Source organism: Pedobacter sp. JCM 36344 (genome assembly GCF_046546555.1).
In the GTDB taxonomy this organism is placed as follows: domain Bacteria; phylum Bacteroidota; class Bacteroidia; order Sphingobacteriales; family Sphingobacteriaceae; genus Pedobacter.
The window spans coordinates 83,941-110,631 of sequence record NZ_JBKHKK010000015.1; the positions used below are offsets into that span (position 1 = coordinate 83,941).

Genomic DNA, 26,691 nt, shown 5'->3' on the forward strand with positions numbered 1-26,691 from the left:
TTTTAATACCCGAAGATCTGTGCTAAAGTAAGTTTGTTAACGGTTCCAAATTTTTGCATATCAGCAAGAGATACCTTTTTCTCAGAAGCAACAATGCAATAATTGTATGGCCTACCTGATACATTATTAGTATGGAAAGCTTTAATGTCTGCAAAAGTTAGGGTCTTCAATCCATTGAACTGATCAATTCTGGAGTCATGATCATAGCCTAATTTTTTGTCAGCCAAATAACTTTGAATAATTCCGTCTTTAGTGATTCTATCTGTCGAAATTGCATTTAAAGCATTGTATTTAGAAGCCTCAAATGATTTATCCGTTTGTGGTAAATCTGTTAGCAGTTCATTCATTCCATTGACAGCGTCATTCATTTTATCTGCCTGACTTCCCACGTAAGCTATCATTGCAGTCTCTTTTCCTAATTTATCTGGAGCAGAGTAAAGTGCAAAAGTAGAGTATGCCAAGGCTTTAGACTCCCGGATAGTCTGGAATACAATAGATCCCATGCCTCCACCGAAATAGCTATTAAACAACGTAATCTTTGGGGAGGTGGCAGGGTCGTACAATCCTCCGTTACGTACCCATCTGATTTCAGACTGAACCATATCGTAATCAGCAAAGTAAACCTGATTTGCAGTATTGTGAGTGTAGGTGAACACCTTTGCGGGAGCAGCAGGGGTGAATTCAGTTGGTAACTTATGTATTTTACTCAAGCCAACCGTAAAAACAGGAAGCGTTTGCGGGCCATAATAGGTAATCGTATGTTTGTAGTTGTTGATGTTATGCAGAATATAAAGCAGCTCCTCCGAAGTGATTGCTTTAACCTCATCATTTGTGAGCACGAAATTTGTTGGATTAACCGCGCCGAATTGAGCGTAAGACATCAATCCAGTCAGTATAGCGCTTTTGTTTAATTTCGTGTTTTCTCTTGATTTCAAAATGCGACTTTTAAGTTCGCTTAAAGCTTGCTCATTTGCCTTACAGTTCGCGAATATATTTTCTACTAAAGACACTGCTTTAACAAAGTTCTCTTGTAAACCGCTAACATTAATAGTTGCAGTTTCATTGCTTACATTGAAACTATAGCTACAGGCTATGTTATAAAACTGCTTACTAATTTCTTCGGCTGTATATTTGTCGGTTGCTAGAAAAGTCAGATACTGCGCTGCGTAAGGTTCTAGTTTGTAGTTCCATGCACCTATATCGAAACGGTAGGATAGTCGGAAAATGCTATTTTCTTTGTTTTGGACTGCTATAACATCAGCAATTCCAACCTTGCCAAAATTAAGGTCTTTCTGGTAGTCAAGAAACTTTGGTGCGATCTCTTTTGAGGCTGTGGCCAATAGGTTTTTTGTGAAGTCTGAAGTCGCACCAGCATTGGCATTAATTGGTGTGATTAGTGGCTTATCTACTTTTAATTTATCTTTATCAACACCTTTGTGCTTATACCCAACAACATAATTGTCTTTAAAAAATGCATTGGCAAAAGTCACAACCTGCTGCTTCGTGATCTTTGCCATATCATCAGGGGTACTTAGCGATTTATTCCAGTTTACGCCACGATTTAAAATAAACTCTGAAGTTGCAGCTTCAACCCTATACCCGTTGTTATCAAAGGCCTGGAGGAGATTAAGTTTAGTATTGGCGACTGTAGCCTTGATCAGCGATTCATCAAATTTTCCGTTTTTCAACAACTGAATCTGATCCAACAATAACTTTTGCGCTTCCTCTAGTGTCTGACCTTGTTTCGGCTGAGCTGTGAGACTAAATACTCCATAATCTTTCATCTGCTGATAACCTGCATTCGCACGTAATACTTTTTGCTGTTTATTCAGGTTAATGTCAAGTAAACCTGCTTTGCCATTGGATAAAATGCTTGAGATAAGATCCAGCATCAAGCTTTGTTTAGTACTTTGAGCGTAACCTCTATAGTTCATTTCTACTCCCTCTGCACTCGGACCATAAACATCAACTTTTTGAATCGTTGTTAACGGTTTTTCTGGAGCTGGGTTGTAAAGGTCAATTGGCTTAGGTTGCATAAAAGCAAATGACTGATCAACTTTTTTAATCATTTCATCAGCATTGAAATCACCTGACAGTACCACGGCCATATTATTTGAAACATAGTATTTATTGTAATACTTTCTGATCTCCACAAGGGATGGATTTTTCAGGTTTTCAATTGTTCCAATTGTTGTTTGTTGACCGTAATTGTGCGTTGGAAATAGCAACTCAGACATCTTCTCATTAAGTTTCCATCCATCATTATCTAATCCACGGTTTTTCTCCTCATAAACAGCCTCTAGCTCTGTGTGGAAAATACGGAAGATTGGGTTACGGAAACGTTCTGCTTGCAAGGCCAGAAATTTATCTGTTGCGTTCGAGGGGAAATCCTCATTGTAAACCGTTTCTTCATACCAGGTATGGGCATTTGTAGATTGTCCGCCAATGGCTTTCATCATTTTGTCGTACTCATTTGCAATAGAATAGTTTGATGCTAATCCTGATGTTTTATCTATCTCCGCATATATTTCTTTACGTTTTGCAGAGTCTGTAGTCTTGTTATAAGTCTCATATAGTGCGTCGATTTTATTCAATAGTGGTTGCTCTTTTCCGAAGTCCATTGTTCCAAACTTGTCAGTTCCTTTGAATAGAAGATGTTCCAGATAATGCGCTAAACCTGTGGCATTGCGAGGGTCTGTATTGCTACCTGCTCTTACCGCCATCCGGAATTCAATATTAGGATCTTTACTGTTTTGTGAAAGAATAACCTTCAGGCCATTCTTCAAAGTGTAAAAGCGTGATTTAGTAGGGTCGTTAGTTACATATTTGTAAGTATAACCTCCTGATGTGGCCTGCTTCCATTGATATGCGGATTGAGCCATAACCCCCGTCTCTGCTATTAGAAGACAGGTTATGAGTATGAGTTTGTTTTTCATATAATTATAAGTTAGTGATCAAACTTAGATAAAACTGTCATACATCTTATGACTTCTAATAAAAAAATATTGAAATCTGATTATTTGTTGTCGTACTTTTACCCGGATTACCAAAATGATCAATTTTACATGAAAAAACATCAAGGAAAACCCAATATTTTAGTCGTAAATGATGACGGTATAACTGCTCCGGGAATCAAGAACCTGATTGAAGTTGTTCAGGAAATAGGAAACGTAGTTGTAGTAGCTCCCGATGGGCCACAGTCTGGAATGGGACATGCAATAACAATTGGTAAACCCTTACGATTCGATAGAGTAGATCTTTATCCTGGTGTAGAGATGTACAAATGCTCAGGTACACCGGTCGATTGCGTGAAGCTTGCAGTAAATAAGATTTTCAAAGGGAAGAAGCCTGATCTTTGCGTTTCTGGTGTAAATCACGGATTGAACAGCTCCATTAATGTTATCTATTCCGGCACTATGTCGGCCGCTGTAGAAGGTGCTATTGAAGGCATACCTTCTATTGGTTTTTCTTTAGACGACTTTAGCCAGGAAGCCGATTTTAGTCATGCTAAAAAATTCATAAAAGAAATTTCCTTGCAGGTTCTGGAACATGGTCTGCCATCCGCGACTTTGTTGAACGTAAATTTCCCGAAGGGTGCAAACCTAAAAGGAATTAAGATTTGTAGACAAGCTAACGCGAAATGGGCGGAGGAGTTCGACGAAAGAAAGGATCCTTACCAAAGACCTTACTACTGGTTAACCGGTGTATTCCAAAATAATGATAAGGGGGAGGATACAGACGTATGGGCACTAGAGAACGGTTTCGTATCTGTCGTTCCTGTGCAATTCGACCTCACTGCACACCATGCTATTCCAGTGTTGAACTCATGGACTTTTAATGTTTAAAAACCTTCAAAATTCAGTGTTTATTGGATTAGGGATCGGTGTTGTCGTTCCAGGTGCGTTGGTGTGCATAATCTGGTACTTCATGCATAGATATGTGTTCCTGGCTAAAGCGGATTTATTGCTCATTGGAGCAATTGCTGTCAACGCAATATTCATGCATTATTTTTTCAATCAGAATAAAGAACAGATAGGAAGAGGAATCATAAGCGCAACTTTTTTATGGGCATTTCTTTTCTTTTTTTATAAGATCAACCAATAATGAAGTACTATCTTATTGCTGGCGAAGCTTCGGGAGATCTGCATGGCGCAAACTTGATGAAGGCTTTGAAACAAGAAGATCTTGAGGCAGAGTTTCGTTTTTATGGCGGCGATAAGATGTCGAAAGAAGGCGGAACTTTGATAAAGCATTATGGGGAGATGGCCTTTATGGGTTTCACAGAAGTGTTGATGAACCTAAGCACCATTCTTCGGAATATGAAAGCTTGCAAAGCCGACGTACTTACTTACCAACCTGATGCCTTGATTCTAATCGATTTCCCTGGTTTCAACTTGAAGATTGCTGAGTTTGCTAAACAAAAAGGTATAAAAGTTTGCTATTATATTTCGCCCAAAGTGTGGGCATGGAATCAAAAGCGAGTCTTAAAGATCAAACGAGATGTTGATAAGCTCTTCTGTATTCTACCATTCGAGGTAGATTTTTTTAAGCGCTGGGGAATGGATGTAGATTATGTGGGAAATCCATTGTTGGATGAGATCGCACAGTTTCACCCTAATCGAGCGTTCAAAAAACTATATGGCTTAGATGATAAACCTATTGTAGCTCTTTTACCAGGCAGTCGCAAGCAAGAAATCGATCGTCTGCTCCCTCCGATGCTGGAAATGGTTCCCCTATTTAAAGACTATACTTTTGTGATAGCAGCAGCACCAACTTTTGGTGAATCTTATTACAATAACTTTATTGGTGAGGGACGCGTTAAGTTAGTTTTCGATCAAACCTACGATCTTTTAGGGGAGGCACATTCTGCTATCGTAGCTTCAGGTACTGCCACTTTAGAGACAGCTTTGTTTCATGTGCCACAAGTGGTTGTTTATAAAGGGGGCAAAATCACCATAGCCATAGCCAGATTGCTGATTAAGATTAGGTTTATATCTCTGGTAAATTTAATTATGGATAGAAAGGTGGTTGCTGAACTGATTCAGGAAGAATGTAATCAACACACGATCGCTCAACATTTGAAATCAATTTCTACAGGGCCTAATCGGGAAACAATGCTGGATGATTATAAATCATTGTCAGCCATCATGGGTAAGCCTGGAGCATCCCTCCGTACTGCGAAACTTATCGTCACTTTCCTTAAGGCACATCCGTTTACCTAAATTTAATGCACTGACTGCGTGATTATTCGGCAAGAATTTAACTTTTTTTAACACTTCAATGAAACATTTTAGGGTGCAGACGCGTTTGCATTAGGTATATATCCCCCTATATGTTATGAAAAGTGTAAACAATTTCAATACTAAGCGCAACAAATTCTTCGCTCCTTCCATTATTAAAAGAAACTTAAACTTCGTCATCGTTACCTACGATCATTAAGATTTCTTAATCCCCTTTTAAATCTAAATCTAAAGCTCCAGCTTTTTAAAGCCCAGGTTCTTAGCTACTACGTATGCTGGAATCCGTGTCTATTAAACGTCGCTCTACCGTTTTATCAAAATTTTCTAACAGAGTAAATAACAATCCTATTATAAATTTTAACTAATCATCCATGAGAATTAAATTACTTTTTAGTACAGTCATGCTTTTGATCTGTACGCTGAGTTTAAGGACTTACGCTGGCGCGTCCGGGGGGACCATTGGCGATGTACTTAAACGAGGTTATCTTTTTCAGCAAGACACTACAAAAAAAGCGGTGCCAGCAACTACTCCACAGCCAGTTGCAGTCCCTCAAGACACAATTAAAGGCAAAGTAATCACTGGTATTGTCGTTGATGAAAAATCGTTGCCGTTACCAGGGGTAGGCGTAAAAACTGCATCTAACAAGACAACTGTTACTGATGGGACTGGGAAGTTCGCCATCTCAACTACTTCACCAACGGAACGTATTACCTTTTCTTATATTGGTTACGCTCCAGTAACAAGAGTAGCAGGAGCAGGGAGGGCTCCATTAAGTATCAGGCTAGCGCCAGCAGAAGGAGAAACATTACAAGACGTTCAAATAGTAGCTGTTGGTTATGGAACCTTAGATAAAAGGGAGGTAACCTCTGCGGTTGCTCACTTGGATTCGGCCGATTTCAGACAAAGTGGTTCCAGAAACCCACTGGATCTAATACAGGGTAAGGTTGCAGGTCTTCAAATAACGCGTACCGGAGGATCGAACCCGAATTCTGGAGTAGGAATTCAACTTAGGGGTATCACTTCCGTAACAGGCAGTCAAAGTCCCCTTATCGTAATTGATGGTATTCCAGGAGGTAATCTTGATCTGTTACAGCAGGATGATATCCAATCTATGGATGTTCTAAAAGATGGATCAGGTGCCGCAATCTATGGTACACGGGCAAATGCAGGGGTTATTCTTATTACTACGAAGAAGGGCCGTTCTGGTCCGGCTAAATTCGACTACTCGAGCTATGTAAGACATGAATCGTTATATCAGCGCCCGGATTTTATGACTGCAGAACAAATGCGGGCCAGAATTACTTCGGGTGAACTAGACCGTAAAGATTACGGCAACACTTCAGATTTCTTCAACGATTTGGTTAATAGCAACAACATCAGTCAGAATCACAACTTAGCTATCTCTGGCGGTTCTGATAATACGAGTTATCGCGCAAGTTTAAACTATAGGGATTTGCAAGGATTTGCGAAAGAAAACAATCGCGAAGAATATGGAATCAGATTAAACCTAAATCAGAAGGGTTTCGATAATAAGTTGAATTTATCGACCAATTTAACAACTACGTTTAATAAAGCAAACCTTCTGGGGGGAGGAGGATTTGAGGACCAATTTAAGCGGAACCCAACATTGTCTAATTTTAATCCAGATGGAAGTTTCTATTTTGAAAATACAAGTACAAATCAGTTTGCCAGATTAACTCAGGAGTCAAATAGAAGACAGCAACAAACCAGCTCAATAGATACTAAAGCTGATTTCGAAATTCTTAAAGGACTAAAAGCATCATTATTTGGTGCGATTCAACGAAATAGTTATATCGACGGCGAGTACAGAGCTGTCAATGGTGAATACTCCATAGAAAATGATATTTATAAGGGTGGAGGGTATGCGCGACGTGCCACGGTTTTAGAACAAAACTTTAACATTGAGCCAACTTTAGAATATCGTCCAACTTTGGGAGGCGACCATAGTTTAACTGCATTAGCAGGATACAGTTATCGCTATGAAGTATTCGAAGGCTTCAATGCGAGTAACCTTGGGTTTTTAAATGACCTTTTTGAAGAAAACAACCTGAACGCAGGTAATCAATTGGCTGCTGGTAAGGCCGGTTTAGGGAGTTATAAAAATGACAATACACTCATTGCGTTCTTCGGAAGACTAAACTATTCTTACAAAGGAAGATATTTTGCTCAGGCAATTTATCGTCGTGAGGGATCATCAAGATTTGGTATCAATAACAAGTGGGGAGACTTTCCGGCATTCTCAGCCGGCTGGACAATCAGTGAAGAGGATTTCATGAAGGACAGTAAGGTTTTCTCAAACTTAAAACTTCGTGCAGGATATGGAATCACTGGTAACTCTGGCATTGGTAACTACGCATCACTTGTGACGCTTGGTACCGGTGGAGTTTACCTCTACCCAGATGGTCAGTACCGTGAAACTTATGGTCCAAACAGTAATCCTAACCCAGATTTAAGGTGGGAGAAAAAGAGAGAGCTGAACATTGGTCTTGATTTTGGTTTGTTTACCAATAAATTATCAGGCTCACTAGACGTATTTAGTAGGGCTACAAGAGATTTGTTAGACAACTATGAGTCTCCCCAACCACCGTATATCAGAAGTAATATATACACAAACGTTGGTTCCATCTCTGCTAAGGGGATCGAATTAACACTTAGTTATGCCGCATTAAAAACACAGGACTTTAGCTGGAACATTGATTTTGCTGGTAGTACCACTGCTAATAAATTAGACTCCTACTCTGACGAAAACTATAAAAGAGAATATTTATCTCTGGGAGACATTGGTGGGTTCGGAGCTCTTGGAAATGCCATTCGTACTTATGAAGGAGGAAAATTAGGTGAATTCTGGGGTAAGCGTTTTGCTGGATTTACTGACGATGGAAAGTGGCTCTTTTATAATAGAGCTGGAGAAAAAGTTAGAAATGACCAAATCAATAACTCTTTCGACCGGAATACAACTGACTTAGTAGTGATTGGAAATGGAATTCCCAAGTACTATTTGTCACTGGCGAATAACTTCAGTTATAAAAAGTTTGACTTGCGCGTCTTCTTAAGAGGAAAGTTCGGGTACGATATTCTAAACACCACGGCTATTTCCTACGGAAATAAAGTCTCTGGCGACAATTTGTTAAATTCCTCATTTGACAAGTATGCACAAATCAATGATACCTACATGTATTCGGATTATTATGTAGAGAATGGTAGCCACTTAAAAATTGATGAAATTACCTTAGGGTACCGCTTCGATTTGAAATCTAAGTTCGTTAGAAATCTAAGAGTGTATGCAACCGGGCAAAATCTGGCAACAATTACCAATTATACTGGTAACGATCCAGATTTTGTTAATGATACTGGTTTAGCTCCCGGGATCGACGGAAGAGGTCCGTATCCTAGTACAAGATCATTCCTGTTTGGGTTAAACATTGGTTTTTAAAGAAAAAGAATATGAAAACAATATATAAGGCATTTTTAATTGCAGGTATTGCCTGCACTGTTACCTTGTTTGATTCCTGTACTAAGCTGGATGAAAACCTTTACGATACCGCCCAGAGCGATAACTTTTACAATAATAAAAACGAAATTATCTCAGCAGTGCTGCGGCCATACACGCATGCTAACGCATGGGCAACACCATCTGGGCAAGATAACTGGTGGAGACCTAGTGAGTTATCTGCAGATCAGTTGGCTTGGCCTACAAAGGGACGCCATGGTGAAGATGGTGGTAAATGGAAGCGATTTCACTACCACACTTGGACCGTTGATGAAGGAGGACTTAATAATGCATGGTCACTGATGTATTGGGGTGTAGGACTTACCAACGATCCGATTAAGAAGATTGAAACCAAAGATGCTACTTCAATTGGGCTTACGCAAGCTGAAAAGGAAGCCTATGTTGCAGAGCTGAAATTATTTCGCGCGTACCACTATTTGAAATTGATGGACTTATTTGGTGGAATTCCCATTGTAACAGAAGTTCCCGATGGTATACTCCCTACAAATCAGTTACCTGCCTCAGCTACCAGAGCTGAAGTATTTAATTTCATTGAAAAAGAGATACTCGAAAATGTAGAAAAGGCGCCCGTGCTTTCTAAAGCAATGTTAGGAAGAATGTCTAAGGCTGGCGGCTATGCCATGCTTGTTGAGCTATACCTCAATGCAGAAGTTTGGCTAGGCACAGCAAAATGGGATGAATGTATTGCTGCGGCAGATAAACTAATTAGTAATCAGGCAGGTGGACTTAATGGTGCTATGGCTTTAGACATCAACATTACGGATGCATTTAAACCAAACAACGACTTGTCGAAAGAGGCCATTTTCTCGATCGCCTATGAGTTTCAGAAAGCTAATTTTCAACCATCCTGGACCGGTGAGTTTTATCACTTCCAACAGCAGTTCATTTATGGAGGATCAAGAAACGGTAATGATGGCGTTGTAGTTGTTCCGGGGAACTACACAACGTATAAAGATGATGACTTGCGAAAATCAGAATGGTTATTGCAAGGTCCAATGACAAGATTTGATAACGGTAAGCCTCTTCTTGCGTCAGGTGGTAACGAGTATGACGGTCAGCAATTAGTTTTTGTAGACAACATTCGCAAGAATAAAACTGGGTCGACCGTTTCCAACATGAGTGAGGGTGAGGAAAATAGTGGTATAAGATTCAATAAATATAAATTGGGAAATCAGGTAGTTGGCTTCAATGGAGCGCAACCAGATGCTAATTACAACAATACCGATTGGCATCTATATCGTTTGACTTGGATTTACTTTGCAAAAGCTGAAGCAATAATGCGCAAAAATGGAGGCGTTGCCACAGCAGAAGCCGTCAAATTAATAAACGACTCCAAAAAACGTGCATTTACTGCAGTAGCTTGGGTTACCAATCAATATTCGGAGGCGACGCTGACACTTAATGAACTGCTTGCTGAAAGAGGAAGAGAATTTATATTTGAAGGTTTCAGAAGAGATGATCTGATCCGGTTTGGTAAATTCACCACAGGAACTTGGTGGGATCATCAGCCAAGCGCAGAGACTAGAAAACTATTCGCTATACCGCAGCAGCAACGGGCTTTAAATCCGAAGCTAACTCAAAATCCAGGTTATCCTAATTAAAGGAAACCCTCATTATACAAAAAGCGCAGGTGGTTGTTACAAAACAATCACCTGTTCTTTTTTATAAGTTCTTGAAAATTCCTATGTTTAGCTACCAAAACATTTTTTATCAACGAGAACCCTTGTAATTAGGTAAATAGGGATTTAAAGACACACATGAAATTAAAACATTTATCATTTGCACTGTTGCTGCTCAGCAATACAGCTTTCGCTCAAAAGGCAGAACTCGTTAGCTATGTAAATACGCTGCAGGGAACAAATTCAAAACATGAGCTCACGCGTGGTAACACGTATCCCACTACTGCACTACCCTTCGGAATGCATACCTGGACGCCTCAAACTGGTAAAAATGGCGATGGCTGGAAGTATCAATATTTTAAAGATAAGATCAGGGGATTTCAGCAAGCACATCAGTGTAGCTCCTGGACACGCGATTACGCGGTCTTCTCGCTAATGCCAATGACAGAATTGATGGTAGGCGAAGATCAACGTGAAGCTAAGTTTAGCCATGCCAATGAAGTTGCTAAACCGAATTATTACAAAGTTACGTTCGACAATAAAATTACTACGGAGATCTCTCCGTCGGAACGTGGTGCACATCTTCGTTTTACTTATCCTAAAGGAGAAAGGAGCTTCCTTGTGTTAGACGGCTACAACCGTACTAGCGGTGTTAAAATTTTTCCGAAAGAAAATAAGATCACAGGTTGGGTGAGTAACGGACAAGGCTTCAGAAACAACTGGAAAAGTTTTTTCGTAATTCAGTTTGATCAACCGATCCAAGCCTATGGTACTTGGGATAACCGAGACAATAGTGTGTTAAAGGACTCTTTGCTGGCAGAAGGCAAGGGTAAAGGTGCTTACATCGAATTTAAAGCTGGAACGAAAGTTCAGGTTAAAACAGCTTCTTCTTATATTAGTCCAGAGCAGGCACAACTTAACTTAGATAGAGAACTTGGTTCTGATAAAACGCTGGAACAAACTAAAGCAAATGCCGCTACGGTCTGGAATAAATCCTTGGGAAGAGTAGCTGTAGAAGGCGGCTCCCAGGCCGATAAAGAAACGTTTTACTCTTGCTTTTTTAGAGCCAGTCTTTTTTCGAGGAAGTTTTACGAGATCAATAAAGATGGAAAACCCTATTACTTCAGTCCTTATGATGGTCAGGTTCATGATGGCTATATGTTTACGGATACTGGTTTCTGGGATACTTTCAGGGCGCAATTTCCATTAAATACATTGATGCATCCAGAGATGCACGGACAATATATGCAGGCAATGATCGAAGCTTATAAGCAGTGTAAATGGTTGCCATCGTGGTCATTCCCAAGTGAAGGAGGTAGTATGATCGGTAACCACGCGATCTCGTTGTTTGCAGATGCATGGGCAAAAGGCATTCGTACTTTCGACCCCAAAGAAGCATTGGACGCTTACTACCATGAAGCAATGAATAAAGGCCCATGGGGGCCAGCTAACGGCCGTGATGGCGTAAAGGAATACAATGAGTTAGGCTATGTTCCATATCCAAAATACAGAGAGTCTACAGCTAAAACATTAGAGTATGCCTATGATGATTACTGTGGATACGAGCTGGCAAGAATGACCGGTAATAAAAAATATATAGATATTTTTGAAAAGCCGATGTACAACTACAAAAATGTATACGATCCCTCAACCAGATTTATGCGTGGAAAAGGTATTGATGGTACCTGGACTAAAAACTTCGACCCAATTGAATGGGGTGGCCCTTTTACTGAAGGTAATGCTTGGCACTACCATTGGTCGGTCTTCCAGGACACCAAAGGTTTAATTAACCTAATGGGGGGTAATCAAAACTTCACTGCAAAACTTGACTCCGTATTCTCAGAGCCAAATAAAGTTAAAGTCGGTACTTATGGCGGAATGATTCATGAGATGACTGAAATGGTGATGGCCGATCTTGGTCAGTACGCACATGGCAATCAGCCAATTCAGCATATGGTTTATCTTTACAATTACGCAAATCAGCCTTGGAAATCTCAGTTTCATGCCAGACAGGTGATGACTAAGCTATATGATGCAACAGAAAACGGTTATCCTGGCGATGAAGATCAGGGTCAGACTTCTTCCTGGTATGTCTTGAGTGCCCTTGGTTTTTACAGTGTTACCCCTGGAACAGGAGAATATGTGATCGGAAGTCCGATGTTTAAGAAAACATCTATTAATTTAGAAAACGGAAAGAAGTTTGTTGTAGATGCCCCCTTAAATGATAAAGATCATATTTACATCCAATCTGCAACACTAAACGGAAAACCATACACCAAAAATTTCATTAGACACAGCGACCTGATCAAAGGAGGCGTATTGAAATTAGAAATGAGTAATAAACCCAATGAGCAAAGAGGATTATCTGCTGATGATAAGCCCTTTTCTCTAACCAAATAATAAGATGAAAAGAAGAATTTTTTTACAAAACACAGGACTATTAGCAGCGGGATTGGCAGCAAGCAAAGTTTCCTTCGCCGCAGCGCCCGATTTTCCTTTAGTACGGGTAGCTCCCTCAAAAAGACATTTTGTTAGTCAATCTGTGGATGCTGCAATTGCTGAGTTCCACAAAAACGTGAAGAACAAGGAGCTCGCGTATCTATTTGAAAACTGCTTCCCAAATACTTTAGATACTACAGTTACTTATACACAAGAAGGTGGTAAGCCTGATACTTATGTGATCACAGGGGATATCGATGCAATGTGGTTGCGTGATAGCACAGCACAGGTAACACCTTACCTTCCACTGGTTAAAGGCGATAAAAAGCTTCAGGATCTAATCCACGGGGTAATAAACCACCAAGTGAAAAGCATCATCAAAGACCCTTATGCCAATGCATTCTACGGTGATCCTAATAAAGTTGGGGAGTGGAAAACTGATCATACCGATATGAAACCAGGTGTTCACGAACGTAAATGGGAGATCGACTCGCTTTGTTATCCAATCCGTTTGAGCTATCAATATTGGAAATTAACTGGTGATACTACTCCATTTGACAATACCTGGAGAGAAGCGATCACTGTAATCCTTAAAACCTTTAAAGAGCAGCAGAGAAAAAATGGTCAGGGTCCATATCATTTTCAGCGCGAAACAATGTTCGCTACCGATACTACGCCGCTAAGTGGCTATGGATATCCGGTTAAACCAGTTGGACTGATCTGTTCAGCATTCAGACCAAGTGACGATGCTACGATATACAACTTTCTCATTCCATCAAATTTCTTCGCTGTTATTAGTTTAAGACAGGCCGCTGAGATCCTAACAGCGGTTCATAAAGACACAACCTTAGTTGCTGAATTAAAAGCATTAGCGACTGAAGTGGAAACAGCTATTCAAAAATATGCAGTAGTAACACACCCTAAATTTGGTAAAGTTTACGCTTTCGAAGTAAACGGGTATGGAAGTTTCAATATTATGGATGATGCAAACGTACCTAGTCTTTTGGCCTTGCCTTATCTTGGAGCAGTAAAAACTACCGATCCGATTTATATCAACACCAGAAAGCTAATCTTGTCATCGGAAAACCCTTTTTATTTCCAGGGAACAGCTGCAAAAGGAATCGGTAGTCCGCATACAGGGATTGACAAAATATGGCCAATTGCAGTTACAATGCAAGGCCTGACCTCAACTACCGATGCTGAGATCAAATCATGTCTCCAAATTCTTCAAAAATGCCATGCTGGGACAGGATTTATGCATGAGTCATTCCATATGGATGACCCGGCTAAATTTACAAGATCATGGTTTGCATGGGCAAATACAATCTTTGGAGAGTTCTTATGGAAAGTTTATAAAGAAAAGCCACACTTATTGGCATAATTAGCTATACAGTAGCGGGACTTGCATTTTATTGCAAAATCCCGCTATTTATTATTCCGCGCTTCTAACCATCTTTTCTAGCAGCTTGAAAATCGAATCCAGTGCCTTATCAGTAGCACTATTCGCCATGATCACATAAGCCAAATTCTTATCCTTATTGATCAGCGTATAGCAATAAAACGTACCAGCAGAGCCTGCGTGCTCAGAACTATGCTTCTGTGCACTATTCGTGTTTAGCCAACCAATTGCATACTCAGGATGTCCATAATGTAAATATTCTATAGTTTGCGGTTTTAAGAATCCCGGCTTACCTGTTAATCCTGCCAAATTCAACTGTATAAACTTCACATAATCAGCAATAGGCATACTTATGTCGCCAGCGGGTTCAATCAAATTTAGATTATAGTCAGTGTTACCAGGAACGGGAACAAATTTATCATTTTCCATCCAATGCCCCCAGGGCTGGTTTGTTGCGGATTTATTTGGCCAGCCAAACATATAATGCAGTCCTAGTTTTTTATTCAATACCTCATCAACTAGTTCTTCCCAGGTTTTTCCTGATGCCTGTTCGAGCATGCAAGCTGCTATGCTATAACCTGCATTAGAATAATTGTAGGATTTTGCATTTTTCTCTAAAGGGTTATTGTGAAGTAAAAATAGCGCAAATTCTTTACGCCTGTCCGATTTTGATCCTGTAAACTTCGGCAACAACTGAAATTCAGTACCACTTGTGTACGGCTGAATTCTAGCCCTGTGTGAAAGTAAATCTGCTAACGTGACATCGTAAAACGCCGGGTTTGCGGCCGACTTCCACTCGGGGAATAAGGCAAATAGTTTTGCGGACCAGCTGATCTTGTTTTGCTCAACCAGGTATCCCGCAATATATCCAGTTATGGCTTTCGTATTAGATCCCAGGTGAAAATAATCTTCTGGCAATGCTCGTGTATCATCAGACTTCAACGTGGACTTGTGGAACCCAATGACTCTAGAAACAATTACGCTATCAGAAGTTAATATCGCATAACTCAACTCAGGGATTTCACCGGCAATTCTTAAACTATCTGCCGATTTTTTTAGCTGTTGAGCATTGGAAGATAAATGAATAATAGTCGATATACATAGCAGAAGAATTCTTCGCATGCTTTATATTTTGCTTACGCCACCTGATCCGATAACGCGTTGTTCAACATTAGGATTTCCGCTGTAGTTTACTCTTCCGGAACCGCTTACTAAAGCTTTGATATTGTCCTCTACTTTAACGTTTACTGATCCTGAGCCACTAATTCTTGTATTTAGGTTATTCATAGACAATGTCTTCCCGCTAAATTTGCCCGAACCGCTAACGGTCACATTCGCATCTTCTGTTTTGCCAGTTAAGTTCACACTTCCTGACCCACTAAGTACACTGGTTAATTTATCAGCATCTACATTAGCATTAATACTACCTGAGCCGCTTAGGGAAATGGCAAGCTCCGCTGCATGAATAGTACCATTCACTTTGATACTTCCATTGCCACTCATTGTTAAGCTTGTAATCGTTTTTGCAGAGACCCTTGCAATTATTTTCTGATTTTCATACTTGTGAGACCAGCTCGTCCAACTAGTTTTGGGTCTTATTATTAAGATGTTTCCTTTTACTTCAGTTACCAGAGTTGAAATAGCTTCGGCATCGCCTTCAAACTTTAACCCTTCCGAATTTCCTATAGTTATGATCACCTCGATCGGTCCACCTGCTGCTAATCCATTGAAATTTTTAACATCTCTTCTATCCTGACCAGACTTGCTGTTATTGTTGCCAGTGGAAGCGTATACTGCGACGTCATTTACAATAGGTTTTGAAGCGTACGCGCTGAAGTTTGCCGTAATAAAGGCGCTTGTGAATAATATTGAGAAAGTCCTTTTCATGATGTAAGTCTTATATTTTTGTTAAATATATCAATTGTCTTTTATTTGATGATTGGATATAAGACGTTAAAAATTTCAAGATGTTGCAAGCAATTCATAAATAATTGAATTCATTTTGAAATTGACCAAAATTAACTATTTTTGCCACCCATGGGGGATTAGCTCATTTGGCTAGAGCGCTTCGCTGGCAGTGAAGAGGTGATCGGTTCGAATCCGATATTCTCCACCAAGACACTTTAAATACCCTTAGATTGATTTCTAAGGGTTTTTTTGTGCTCGAAATAGTTACGTTTAAAACACCGTTATTTATTTTATTATGTATATTAGTTTTGATAATAAATTAATTCTCAAATGATCGTCAACAACCAAGTCAGTAACTTACCCAAATTCAAAATTAGATTTGCAGTTATATTAGGTTTAATTTTCCAATTACTGATTATTCACTCATGTCAAAAAGAAGACAGTAACAATTGGGAAATTCCTAGTAAAACCTTAATAGAGAATGCTAAGCAATTCTATATTAATGAGGGGGCTAAATGGAGCTTAAGTCTCAGATGTTAAATAGCCTAGAACCAAGTGGTAAGAAAGCCATAACAAGGGCTAAGCCTACTCCCGAATGGGAAAGAGCTAAATTGGGACTCACATCAGAGGGTAAGAAAGTAGTCGTAGTACCAATCGCTAAGTATGTTATTACCTCAGATAGTGTCGATTATAGTCGCAAGTTTGTTTTTATTGAAAAAGATGGAAAAATAGTACAAGGGAACATAAGAGAGGTTTATAGCACCAAAGAGTATATAAATATCAAAGGTGATGTCCTTATTACAGACCCATCTGAATTAACGAGTCCTCAATTCACTGGCATTTTCACTACCTATGATTTAAACTATCATATTTTAAAAGGAAAATACTATAAAAAAGGGAAAGAAATGAAAGGTGAAGTGAGTGCTACTAAGAATGTTTTACCACCGACTTCAACAAAAGGGTCTCAGTATGGTATAGGCCAACAAACTTTCGATATGAATAATTCTTCTATCTCCAATCACAGTGGAAAGAAGATTAGTGCCTTTGAGCCAATATTCTCGGGAGAAATGAGTTGTGAAAATTACTACTATGTTTATATCGAGCGAGATGAGAATGGGCAAATTGTCTATTGGGGAAATTTAGGGTTTGCACGACAGGTTTGCACCTATCCAACACCAGAGTCACCCCCGGGTGGACGTGACATTTTTATTGACTGTGCTGGTATAGTTGATGGGGCAGCCTACAGCTCTCCATGTGGTTGTATAGGTGGGACAACTGGTATTGGGACATGCACAGCCGAAATTGTTATAGATAGTTTAAAAGCCAAATTTCCTTGTGTTGTGAAAGTTGTTCTTAGTCGCCTGTTGACGTTAAATGCCTTTAGGAATCTTAGTCAACCTTTTAGTGGCTTCTCTAAACCGACTATCACCTATGACTCTAAGTCAATGTCGTGGGGGCAAGCTAATCGTTACGAAAATGGCATTACAACTAGAAGTCCAGGATCACTCAGCGGAGCATCTTCAACTGTTTATTTAAACTCACATATGCTCAATAATGCATCAGAAATTTTAGTTGCGGCTACTTTTATTCACGAAATAGTACATGCTAATACAAGATATTTCTTTGCTTTTAAAGAAGAGACTAGTCCCAACTTTTTCGCACCTGATTATAGCAACTTTTTGCAAGCACTATATGCCTATAACTTATTTTCGTTAAACGGAGATACAAATTTTGCATCCCATTATAACATGATGACAATACAATTCGATAAGATGGTTAATATGTTGGTAGAATATGGTGGTAAAGTTAATGGCGTAGATAGATACTCGTTACAGGATGCTAGAAAAGCTATGCTCGTAGGAATGGATCAACTTGGCACTAATCCAACACTAATGGAAGCAAATGTATTGGGGGCGGCTTATAATAATTTGCTAGATCGTTTCACTATTTCTCACGCAGACATGAATACTTATTTCGTTTCCCAGATAAATGCTGCTTTAGCTAACAAAATACCTATAAATTGTCCTTAAGCTAATTATGAAACTATCAAAATTACTCGTGTCACTTATCTTGTTCGTTGGATGCAACATTAGTATCAGCCATAGTCAAATAAAGAAAGATACAGTTTACTATCTTGCCGATACTGCTGGTGTCAGTTCGAGTAACCAAATTCTTAAAATTGGGCAAGAGTTAAAAAATAGTTACGGTTTTTACTGTAAGTGTATTCCTCCATATGACGCATATCTAATATATATCTATAGGGATAAACCAAAGCCACTTGCCTTTTTGCCAAAATTTAGATACCTAGCTTGGTATGAATTGCAGGATATTGCATATGAATCAGGGGCTAAATTCAATGATAGATATGTTTTTTATATCATAGAAAAACTACCAAAGGGATATCAGATTGCGCAAGTTGAACAACGAATTATTAAGCTGCCGGGTACGACTAATTAGCTTATAATCATATTATTATTGATATAAAATCCAAGGGCATAAAGCTTCCTGATAAAACCTTTTTTGTAGCAATAGAATATTTATGGATTAAGCAAAATGAGCGGCTTACAAAAGCAAATTTGGATAAAAGTATTCCTATTAACACACCTTATAGTGACTTTATATTTCTGCCAGTTTACCAACCGTTTATAAATATGTCGCCTAAAAAGGGATTACAAACAAACATATGGTCAATGGATAACAACGGTAGGTGGATGATTTTTGATTATTTTGCACCTGATCTTACAGATTTAGCAATTTCTGCTGAAATAATTTATTAGTTGACTCGATGGTGATTAGCGGGATAGACGCCATGATATTCTCAAGTGTATATTTCAACCACTGAAATGGATTTACCCCGTGTTCTTGCAAATGGCGAAGAAAGGGTACATCATCGCCGATCGTTGCCAAGGTAACATTTGGTTTGTTTTTTCTGAATGATGCCATAGCTGTGTTCAGCGCAACACGATAAAGCCATGTCGAACTCTTATAATGCCTTGGTTATCCTGTATCATTGTTAGAAATTCCCTTTCGCTCATTACTAATGTTTGATATTACCTATTCTTTCTCCTTTTATAGGGGAATGATCATCCATAATTTTGCTATTTACATAGATGCGCTCGAAGTAACATTTTATTCCGGTTGCTGTATCGAAATTCGGTGCATCCTGAATATGGAAATGCAAATGCGGTTCAGATGAATTACCCGAGTTGCCGCATCTGCCAAGTAACTGCCCTTGTTTTATCACATCGTCATCCTTTACGTTCACGGTATTTTGTTTGAAATGGGCAAAAAAGAGATATTCATTATTTGCTGTCTTTAATATAACCGAATTACCTGGTACGTACATAGTGTTTACTTTACTAGGAACATTATCCGCAACACCATCAACTGCAAGCACTACAGTAGCATCGGCCGGAGCTAGTATCTTTTCGCCGAATGCATAGTAGTCGGTATTTGATCTTCCGTCTGTTTTGTAAGATCGTTCGTTTAACCCATTGATAACAATATCAAATGCGTACTGTTGAAATTTTGCTCCATTGTGAAGATTAAGCGCCTTGGTGTCGCCACCCCAAAAGATAGTCCACTCGCCACTGAAGGGTAGGGATAATTTAGTGGTATTGCGTTCGGCTTTCGGCGGAATTGTAGTCTGGTAAGGCTTAGCAAACAATCCATTGATTGTTGAAAGACTATCAACGGCTATCCATATTACAACCTGACCCTTATCAAGATCAGCAAGGTAGGTAGTAAATGTGTTTTCTACCGACATAAATGTGGTATTTTTTATATTACCATATCTGGTTTGCAGTTGTTCAAGGAAGACCATTGTCCGGTCGTGCGGGAATTTGGACTTGGCTTTTTCATTGAATAAATTGCAAATGAGGTCATAATGACCGGAGTTGATATATTCTGTGAATAACTTAATAACAGACTTAGCTTGTGCCGATTCTTGTTGTGCAATGGCGCTAGTAGTAATATGTACCATTATAATTAACGATAGTATCTTCCTCATAAAATTCTTTTCCACAGCCATGCTTATTTATTGTTAATGGCGTCGATTTCCTTTTTCAGGATTAATATGCTGTCTCTTAAGATTTGTTGCCGTTTAAAAATCACTTCAACTTTTTGACTAAGTTCCTGATTCTTAATATTCATTCGCTTCTCAGGAGATGAATTGGGTCCGCAAGATGTGGCGCTTATTGAAACAGCCATCAAAAGTAGTAAGGTTCTCATATATGCTTTTTCAACTATTAGTTGTTTGCATTTAAAAAAACTTACTCCAAGAGCAGAATATTTTTAATATAAGATTAGGTACTAATTTACTCCTCCAGCATTATCAAAAAACGATGGAATAATGATAAAGGCTTACACGAATACCTTCGTTTTTGTGTAAGCTAAATTATCAAAAACTCATCATCAAAAACTAAAATTCTGATTTGAATAATGGAATGAGTTTATGATAATTAGTCCTAAAGAAAATAAATTCAGGAAGTCATATGTGGCATAAAACCTAAATATTTCCAAGGCTATCTAATTATCAATTAATGAGGGAATAATAACATGTTAGAAGTAAAAATTAAGGTGTATTATTTTAAAGGGTATTAACCATAAATATTGATCGACAATATTAGATTACATAAGCGGATTTTGATGGCTATTTCCCAGAGTTAACTGTTTGAATGAGATCTTCGAATTGTTTCTTATTGCTATTGTATGGCCTGGTGCATCCAAAGTTATTATGTTGTGGTTCTTATCTAATAGTATCTTTTATGTGAGCGTAATTGTGTACTTATGCAAATAATACTTTTTATTTAAGGATTGAAACGCTTACCTCAATATCTTTCCTAACACCTCATCTTTCTTTTGCCTTGAAATCGGCACCTGGCTTCCATCTTCCATGGCGATGTAACCACCGTCAGTTTTCACATAAGAAGAAATCTTTTTGAAGTTTATCAGGTGTGATTGGTGGGTACGTATAAAATGATGCCCTTCAAGCAATTCCTGGTAGTCTTTTAAAGTTTTACATACTAAATGATGTTTATGATCTGCGAGATAAAAATGCGTGTAATTGCCTTCAGCTTCCAATCGTATTATCCTGCTGATGGTGATAAATTCAATCTTATCAGCAAGAGGTATAGCTATTTTTTGTTCATCACCCCGGCGGTCAATATTGGCCACCAGCTCCTTTAACCGTTCATCTTCTTTTCTCGGACCAATTTGTTTAATGGCCTTGTCAATAGCACCGCTAAGCTCCAAAATATTAATAGGTTTAAGTAGGTAATCTAAAGCGCAAGCTTTAACAGCCTGTATACCATACTTATCATACGCAGTAACAAATATCAGCTCGAAGTTTTGCTGACCGTTCAACAACTTTAACAAGTCAAATCCAGAAAGTTCACCCATTTCAATATCGAGAAATAACAAGTCCGGCTTATGTTGTGCAATTAACGACAAAGCTGTCATAACGGAATCTGCCTCAGCAACTACTTCTACTACAGGGCAATATTCTGTTAGCAGCTGCTTTAGGTTGCTTCTGCTCTTTTTTTCGTCGTCAACTATAATACTTCTGATTTTCATGCTCATTAGTCTACCGGAATAATCAAAACGGCTGTAACGCCCTGCCCGGCTAAATTACTACTTATCTCTAGCTTGCCTATAGTATCAGGCGTGTTTAACAAGTTTAGTCGCTCACGTACCAACTTCAAGCCAAAACCATCATGATCATCTTCAATTATTCCGTCCCAGCCAGAGCCATTGTCGCTAATTACAATCTTAAGGCAACCAGCGGTTTTGCTAACATCCAATTTCAAAGTGCCCGAAGTTCCTTTTTGAGCTATTCCGTGCAATATGGCGTTTTCAATAAGCGGTTGGGTAATCATCCCCGGTATTTCAATCAAGTTCGCATTGATGCCATTATCAACATGAATGTCAAACACAAAATCGAAACGCAGTTGCTCCAATTCAACATACAAGGTTACAGCTTCTAGCTCATCAGAGAGGCTTACAAATGTTTTTTCAGAATTGTTTAATACTCGTCGCATCAGCAAAGCAAACTTTTCTAAATAGATATTCGCTTCTTTATACTGTTGATTATTGATAAGCGATTGGATGGAATTTAACGCATTGAAAATAAAATGGGGATTCATCTGAGAACGGATGGCTTTCACTTCCAACTCTTTGATTTTTCTTTTTAACGATTCTTTTCTTTTGAGATTATCTACCCTTGCTTTGTAAATCCAAAAGAAAATAAGGCCTGCAAACAGAATGGAGCCTGCGCTCCATCCTATCGTTTTAATCATTTCTGCTTTTTGCTCCTGGGTCATTATACTTGACTCAATTGCTTTTTCTATCATGTCCTCTACTATTGACTGATCATCAGGAGAGGTATCTAACAAGTAACTGGATATGATTCGATAGTCTGAATCGAATGTATACACCTTCGTTTGCTGAAAGTACAACTTAAAATTCTTTTGGAGGTTTTCTAAGCTAACTTCAACGTAAGTGACATTGGGCATTTCCCTTAGCGTCTGATGTATCGTACTTCTCTCTACCGCACTTACACTTTGTGCAATTAGAAAATGCACTTCACTCCATTTCTGCTTTTTAATAAGATCTATATAATCTTTTAGTACATCGGGATTATTAGAATTTACAATGATAACAAGGGGCTTCCCTTTGAACTTGGCAAGATCAAGCGTATTTCCGTCGTTGGTAGGAAGCTCTTTAGCCGGACTAGGATTGCCGGGCAACCATTGCTTTGCTTCTGTCCATTCCTTTTTTACCCGATTTACCATTGTGGTATCTCCACAATTATTGATAAAATCTTCGTAATAAGTTTTCAACCTTTCTGCAGTTTCCACCTCACTTTTAAGGAGCTCATCTCTTAGAGAATTATAAATAGAATAATACAAGGGATACCCGTTAAATGAGGCCATGGCGCTTGCATAGTTAGCTAAAAAGCCATGCTGACTGGCATTCGTCATTCCTAACTTGGTTTGCTTGTAGGATAGCAACCATCTCATGTACCAAATGTAATGGAGACCACCTTCCGAAATATTTAACGATACAGGTAAAGTATCAATACTTTCAAAATAATCTTTAGGGAAGTCGTTTAAAGACATTTTTGCCTTTAAACCCTTACGGTTGAGCGTAAAGAATTCGAGTTTAGTACCTGCCTGGGTAATTCTAAAATTACTCCTATTATTCTCTATTATTTCTACAGGAACATCCTTTGCATACCTACTTAAAACGTTCTCAAAGTCCTTTTGTCCCTGCTTTTGGAACAAAAGAAAGTCAGTTAATGATTTATCCCGGTATTTGCTTTCATTAACCCATTGACTATTAAAAATAGGTCTCAGTTCTTTGCTTAATTCCGCTTTAGCGGCTGCGTTTCCTGAAAAGTAGACCGTGTTATCAAAATCTAATCGGTCTGCTTTAACAATAAGCGTATCAAACGGTTCCAGCTGTGCGTAAAAGGTCTTATACTCGTCAAATTGACCCATAACCCAAAGCTGTTGATCAGTAAAACCAGCTAAAACACCAGCGTTAAATGAACCATCCTTGTTGAATTTGAAAATTTTTCTATCAAATTCATAAATTGTATCTATCGGGGTGATATTAGAAATATGTCCTTTAAGTACCGCATTCGTTGGCAAAGTAAAAGAAGCCGATTTGAAGATTATATTAGCAATATCATTTGATTCTGATAAGTGCAGCGTTTTAGGCATTGGTTTGCCACTAATTAATGAGCTCATCAGGGTCTCAGAAATTTTTTTTACTTGTACAACCGGAAAAATGTTTTCAGATGAGTACTCTTCTTTTTGAAATGAAGCATTGGTTTTGAAGGTAATTAAAGAGAAATTGAATTTTCGAGCTGCAGACAATACAGTTACGTTTGATATTTTCCCGTTGCCATTAGTGGTAATTTCGTAAATCTGCTTAGTAAGATTCTTTTTTCGGTTCTCAATGTATTTGGGATAGTAAGAATCATAACCCCACCAAGTATTCTCTGCATCAACATATTTTAACCGCAGTCGCTCAATTGTAACTTTAAAAGTTAAGTTTCTATTCTGCAGCTTATTGGATACCTCGTATCTAACCCTTAGGTTATAGTCAGAATTACGGGATAAATTACGGATCCGAATACCGGTTTCCAGCCAATCTCCCGATTTAAAAGTTATCGGCGGATTCTTTTTTTGAGCGAAGAGCTGCGAAAGCGTGAGCAACAAAAATACTCCAAGGCTTAAAAGTTTTTTCTGTTTCATAATTTAAGATTTAAAACAAAAAAAGCTACAATACTTCACTTGGCTTTGGTGCATTGAGCAGATGGAGTGTTTGAGTTATTATTTGGTACCAATATAATGTATTGGCATCTCTAACCTAGCTATTTTGGCACTATTTGTCATAAATATTATTCAGATGATGTAATCTATTTTATAAGTATAAAGCATTCAACGTTTGCTAACCTATATAAAATAACTCATCATCAAAAATTAGAATACTGCTTTGAATATGAATAAGTTTATGACAAGTGTGTCTTTCAGAGGAGATCTTTAAGATATAAAAATCTATAAAGACTAAGAACAATTTTAAATATCAGATTATTAAAAAACGGTCGTTTTTTAATAATCGAAGTGTTAAAAGGGAAAAATATCGTTGAAGAAATCATGCAATTTATTATTAAAGTTCACAAAATTAGGTGGTGAAAAAAATGTAAAGGCAAACCATCGTATTTTTTTACACTATTTTTCCTTCGGGCTTTTAATGAATTAAGCAAAATCGAAATGTTTGATCTTCGGCGGGTTTTTCAGAAAGGTTTTTTTTGCGATATCCAAATCATACGCTGATTGTAAACGAACCCAAAATCTGGCCGATCCACCAAAAACAGTTTCAATCCTTAGCGCAATATTAGGGGTAATGGATGCCTTACCGTTCAGGATGTTAGATAGCGTTGGGCGTGTAACACCTAATAGATCGGCGGCTTTTCCAATAGTCAATCCTCTTCCTTCAATAATTTCCATTTTTAATATTTCGCCTGGGTGCGATAATTCCATCTCTCTTTCCATTTTAATGTGTGTCTAAGTAATCTAAATCAAATGCATTCTTATTTTGAAACCGGAATATTACCCGGTAATTGCCTGTAATATCTAAACTCCAAAAGTCTTGAAGATTCCCCTTTAATGGGTGTGGCCGCCAGGAAACCAAATGCGCCAAATCTCCGGGTACTTCTTCCAGTTCATCTATAATTTGTAAAACAAGGCGAATTTTATTTAATTGGGCCTGTGGCAATTTGCTTCCGTCCCTTTTCCCCCATAATAGCCGTAAAGGTTTTCCTCTGTCCAATTCTGAAGGGTATTACATGCCTAGCTATATCAGAGATTCTAATCAAGTTATTGATGATCGATTCTTAGGAAACATCGAATATATGATAAGCCATGTCAGTAAGAACATTACTGTTTGTATTATCAAGACTAAAATTGTTGCATCACGCACCGCTAACATTACAGCAAAACTAACCACTGCTACGGGGAATGTGAAAAATAAACTATAATAAACCCAATCACCATGCAAGGGGGTGGATGGTAATAGAGATAATAAAGTTACTGTACTTAAAAGAACATAAAGGAATGAATAGATTAAGGATTTATATATGGCTTTCTTCACTACAATTTGATCATTCGAATTTGTCATCGATTGATACCCGAATGCCGCTTTTCTTGTCGAAAAACGGCTTTATTAACTAGTGGGAATTACTGGGCTCGAACCAGCGACCCCTACCTTGTCGAGGTAGTGCTCTAAACCAACTGAGCTAAACTCCCTTTAAAATGACTACTAATAGGCTTTGAACCCATCCTACTTGATAGCTATTTTTAATAAATACAATTATAGAAATTTATTTTCAAATATGATGATTGGATGCAGGTAATAACGTAGCCTTTTTTCAATTCATTATGGAATGTATTTCTTCTTGGATTGATTACAGGGATATTACAGACCATCATCCCCAAACAAGCAAAATGCGGAACAGTGCACCATAAAGTAATCATTGGTAAATAGGATATATCATTTAACTCCAACTCTCTTGTAACCGCTGCAGCGGTCATAAGCGAGCATCAACTGGGCCTATCACAATACCATTTCTGATCAAACACTCGTTTATTATTAATACGTCAATGAACTTCTCGTCCCGCTTCGCAGAAGGCAAATATATATTTATACAAAAATACCTATATAGATGCCTAACAACTAATTATCTAGGAAAATGTCCGCGAATGTCCGCCGTTTATGCAAAATGTCCGGTATTATGTCGGCGAAACTTTTGGTACTTTTCGATAAATCCGAAAATACTGGACTCTAGATGACAGGCTGAACGACCGATTTGCTTTAAGATACAAACTGACTCGTCCTAAATAAACATTACATGAATCCGAACAGAATTATTTATTAATTTTAAGAGAGATGTCAAAAGAAGTAAAAGGAAAGAAATATGGCAGGTTGTATTTAGAAACCTATAAGAGATCCATAGTTTCAGAAATCGAGTCTGAAGGCCATGCCAT

18 protein-coding genes, 2 tRNA genes and 1 pseudogene are annotated in these 26,691 nt (G+C 38.4%); 10 read left to right on the top strand and 11 right to left on the bottom strand.

The annotated features are described in order from the left end of the window. Positions 1-2: 2 nt before the first annotated feature. The gene (locus ACHFIZ_RS14535) at positions 3-2,936 is read right to left on the bottom strand and encodes a M16 family metallopeptidase (RefSeq protein ID WP_410887092.1); all 2,934 of its coding nucleotides are present in this window, start codon (positions 2,934-2,936) and stop codon (positions 3-5) included. A 129-nt stretch (positions 2,937-3,065) separates the two neighbouring features. On the opposite strand from ACHFIZ_RS14535, the gene surE reads away from it, so the two are divergent. The 7 genes from surE to ACHFIZ_RS14570 all read left to right on the top strand — a co-directional run bounded on the left by surE (position 3,066) and on the right by ACHFIZ_RS14570 (position 14,212). Further along, positions 3,066-3,845, top strand: coding sequence for a 5'/3'-nucleotidase SurE (gene surE / locus ACHFIZ_RS14540; RefSeq protein WP_410887094.1), 780 nt, complete (start codon positions 3,066-3,068; stop codon positions 3,843-3,845). After that, the gene (locus ACHFIZ_RS14545; protein WP_410887096.1) at positions 3,838-4,104 is read left to right on the top strand and encodes a stationary phase survival protein SurE; all 267 of its coding nucleotides are present in this window, start codon (positions 3,838-3,840) and stop codon (positions 4,102-4,104) included. Before surE ends, ACHFIZ_RS14545 begins: the two co-directional genes overlap by 8 nt. Beyond that, on the top strand, positions 4,104-5,222 hold the full coding sequence (lpxB, locus tag ACHFIZ_RS14550; RefSeq protein ID WP_410887098.1) for a lipid-A-disaccharide synthase: 1,119 nt from the start codon (positions 4,104-4,106) through the stop codon (positions 5,220-5,222). The genes ACHFIZ_RS14545 and lpxB overlap by 1 nt, the downstream gene beginning before the upstream one ends. A gap of 389 nt (positions 5,223-5,611) precedes the next feature. Next, complete coding sequence (locus ACHFIZ_RS14555) at positions 5,612-8,695, top strand: SusC/RagA family TonB-linked outer membrane protein (RefSeq protein ID WP_410887100.1); 3,084 nt, start codon at positions 5,612-5,614, stop codon at positions 8,693-8,695. Between the two features lie 11 nt (positions 8,696-8,706). Next, complete coding sequence (locus tag ACHFIZ_RS14560) at positions 8,707-10,374, top strand: RagB/SusD family nutrient uptake outer membrane protein (protein ID WP_410887102.1); 1,668 nt, start codon at positions 8,707-8,709, stop codon at positions 10,372-10,374. A 156-nt stretch (positions 10,375-10,530) separates the two neighbouring features. Beyond that, the gene (locus ACHFIZ_RS14565; protein WP_410887104.1) at positions 10,531-12,792 is read left to right on the top strand and encodes a GH92 family glycosyl hydrolase; all 2,262 of its coding nucleotides are present in this window, start codon (positions 10,531-10,533) and stop codon (positions 12,790-12,792) included. A gap of 4 nt (positions 12,793-12,796) precedes the next feature. Continuing rightward, positions 12,797-14,212: a glycoside hydrolase family 125 protein gene (locus tag ACHFIZ_RS14570; protein ID WP_410887106.1), complete on the top strand. Its 1,416-nt coding sequence runs from the start codon at positions 12,797-12,799 to the stop codon at positions 14,210-14,212. A 51-nt stretch (positions 14,213-14,263) separates the two neighbouring features. Here ACHFIZ_RS14570 and ACHFIZ_RS14575 read toward each other — a convergent pair whose 3' ends face one another. Both ACHFIZ_RS14575 and ACHFIZ_RS14580 read right to left on the bottom strand, forming a co-directional pair. Continuing rightward, complete coding sequence (locus ACHFIZ_RS14575; RefSeq protein ID WP_410887108.1) at positions 14,264-15,352, bottom strand: serine hydrolase domain-containing protein; 1,089 nt, start codon at positions 15,350-15,352, stop codon at positions 14,264-14,266. A gap of 3 nt (positions 15,353-15,355) precedes the next feature. Next, positions 15,356-16,117 (bottom strand): head GIN domain-containing protein, encoded by a 762-nt coding sequence (locus ACHFIZ_RS14580; RefSeq protein ID WP_410887110.1) that lies wholly within the window; start codon positions 16,115-16,117, stop codon positions 15,356-15,358. Positions 16,118-16,269: 152 nt separating this feature from the next. Between ACHFIZ_RS14580 and ACHFIZ_RS14585 the strand changes: the two genes are divergently transcribed. The 3 genes from ACHFIZ_RS14585 to ACHFIZ_RS14595 all read left to right on the top strand — a co-directional run bounded on the left by ACHFIZ_RS14585 (position 16,270) and on the right by ACHFIZ_RS14595 (position 18,595). After that, positions 16,270-16,346: transfer RNA gene (locus ACHFIZ_RS14585), tRNA-Ala, on the top strand. A gap of 325 nt (positions 16,347-16,671) precedes the next feature. Continuing rightward, complete coding sequence (locus ACHFIZ_RS14590; protein WP_410887112.1) at positions 16,672-18,168, top strand: hypothetical protein; 1,497 nt, start codon at positions 16,672-16,674, stop codon at positions 18,166-18,168. Positions 18,169-18,175: 7 nt separating this feature from the next. Beyond that, a complete protein-coding gene (locus tag ACHFIZ_RS14595) occupies positions 18,176-18,595 on the top strand; it encodes a hypothetical protein (protein ID WP_410887114.1) in 420 nt (139 codons plus the stop codon). A gap of 282 nt (positions 18,596-18,877) precedes the next feature. On the opposite strand, the pseudogene ACHFIZ_RS14600 reads toward ACHFIZ_RS14595, so the two are convergent. From ACHFIZ_RS14600 to ACHFIZ_RS14635, 8 genes and pseudogenes are all read right to left on the bottom strand, one after another. Further along, positions 18,878-19,041 (bottom strand): annotated as a pseudogene (locus ACHFIZ_RS14600) (transposase domain-containing protein); the annotation flags it as partial. Positions 19,042-19,175: 134 nt separating this feature from the next. Then, positions 19,176-20,147, bottom strand: a complete 972-nt coding sequence (locus ACHFIZ_RS14605; protein WP_410887116.1) for a peptidoglycan DD-metalloendopeptidase family protein — start codon at positions 20,145-20,147, stop codon at positions 19,176-19,178. A gap of 23 nt (positions 20,148-20,170) precedes the next feature. Further along, a complete protein-coding gene (locus ACHFIZ_RS14610; RefSeq protein WP_410887118.1) occupies positions 20,171-20,368 on the bottom strand; it encodes a hypothetical protein in 198 nt (65 codons plus the stop codon). A gap of 594 nt (positions 20,369-20,962) precedes the next feature. After that, positions 20,963-21,712 carry a LytR/AlgR family response regulator transcription factor gene (locus ACHFIZ_RS14615; RefSeq protein WP_410887120.1) on the bottom strand — a complete coding sequence of 250 codons (750 nt, stop codon included), beginning with the start codon at positions 21,710-21,712 and terminating at the stop codon, positions 20,963-20,965. 5 nt (positions 21,713-21,717) lie between these two features. Continuing rightward, complete coding sequence (locus ACHFIZ_RS14620) at positions 21,718-24,399, bottom strand: sensor histidine kinase (protein ID WP_410887122.1); 2,682 nt, start codon at positions 24,397-24,399, stop codon at positions 21,718-21,720. 504 nt (positions 24,400-24,903) lie between these two features. Further along, positions 24,904-25,188: a HigA family addiction module antitoxin gene (locus ACHFIZ_RS14625; protein ID WP_410887124.1), complete on the bottom strand. Its 285-nt coding sequence runs from the start codon at positions 25,186-25,188 to the stop codon at positions 24,904-24,906. Between the two features lie 13 nt (positions 25,189-25,201). Then, positions 25,202-25,477, bottom strand: a complete 276-nt coding sequence (locus ACHFIZ_RS14630; RefSeq protein WP_410887126.1) for a type II toxin-antitoxin system RelE/ParE family toxin — start codon at positions 25,475-25,477, stop codon at positions 25,202-25,204. A 401-nt stretch (positions 25,478-25,878) separates the two neighbouring features. Continuing rightward, a tRNA-Val gene (locus ACHFIZ_RS14635) sits at positions 25,879-25,953 on the bottom strand. Positions 25,954-26,691 lie beyond the last annotated feature (738 nt).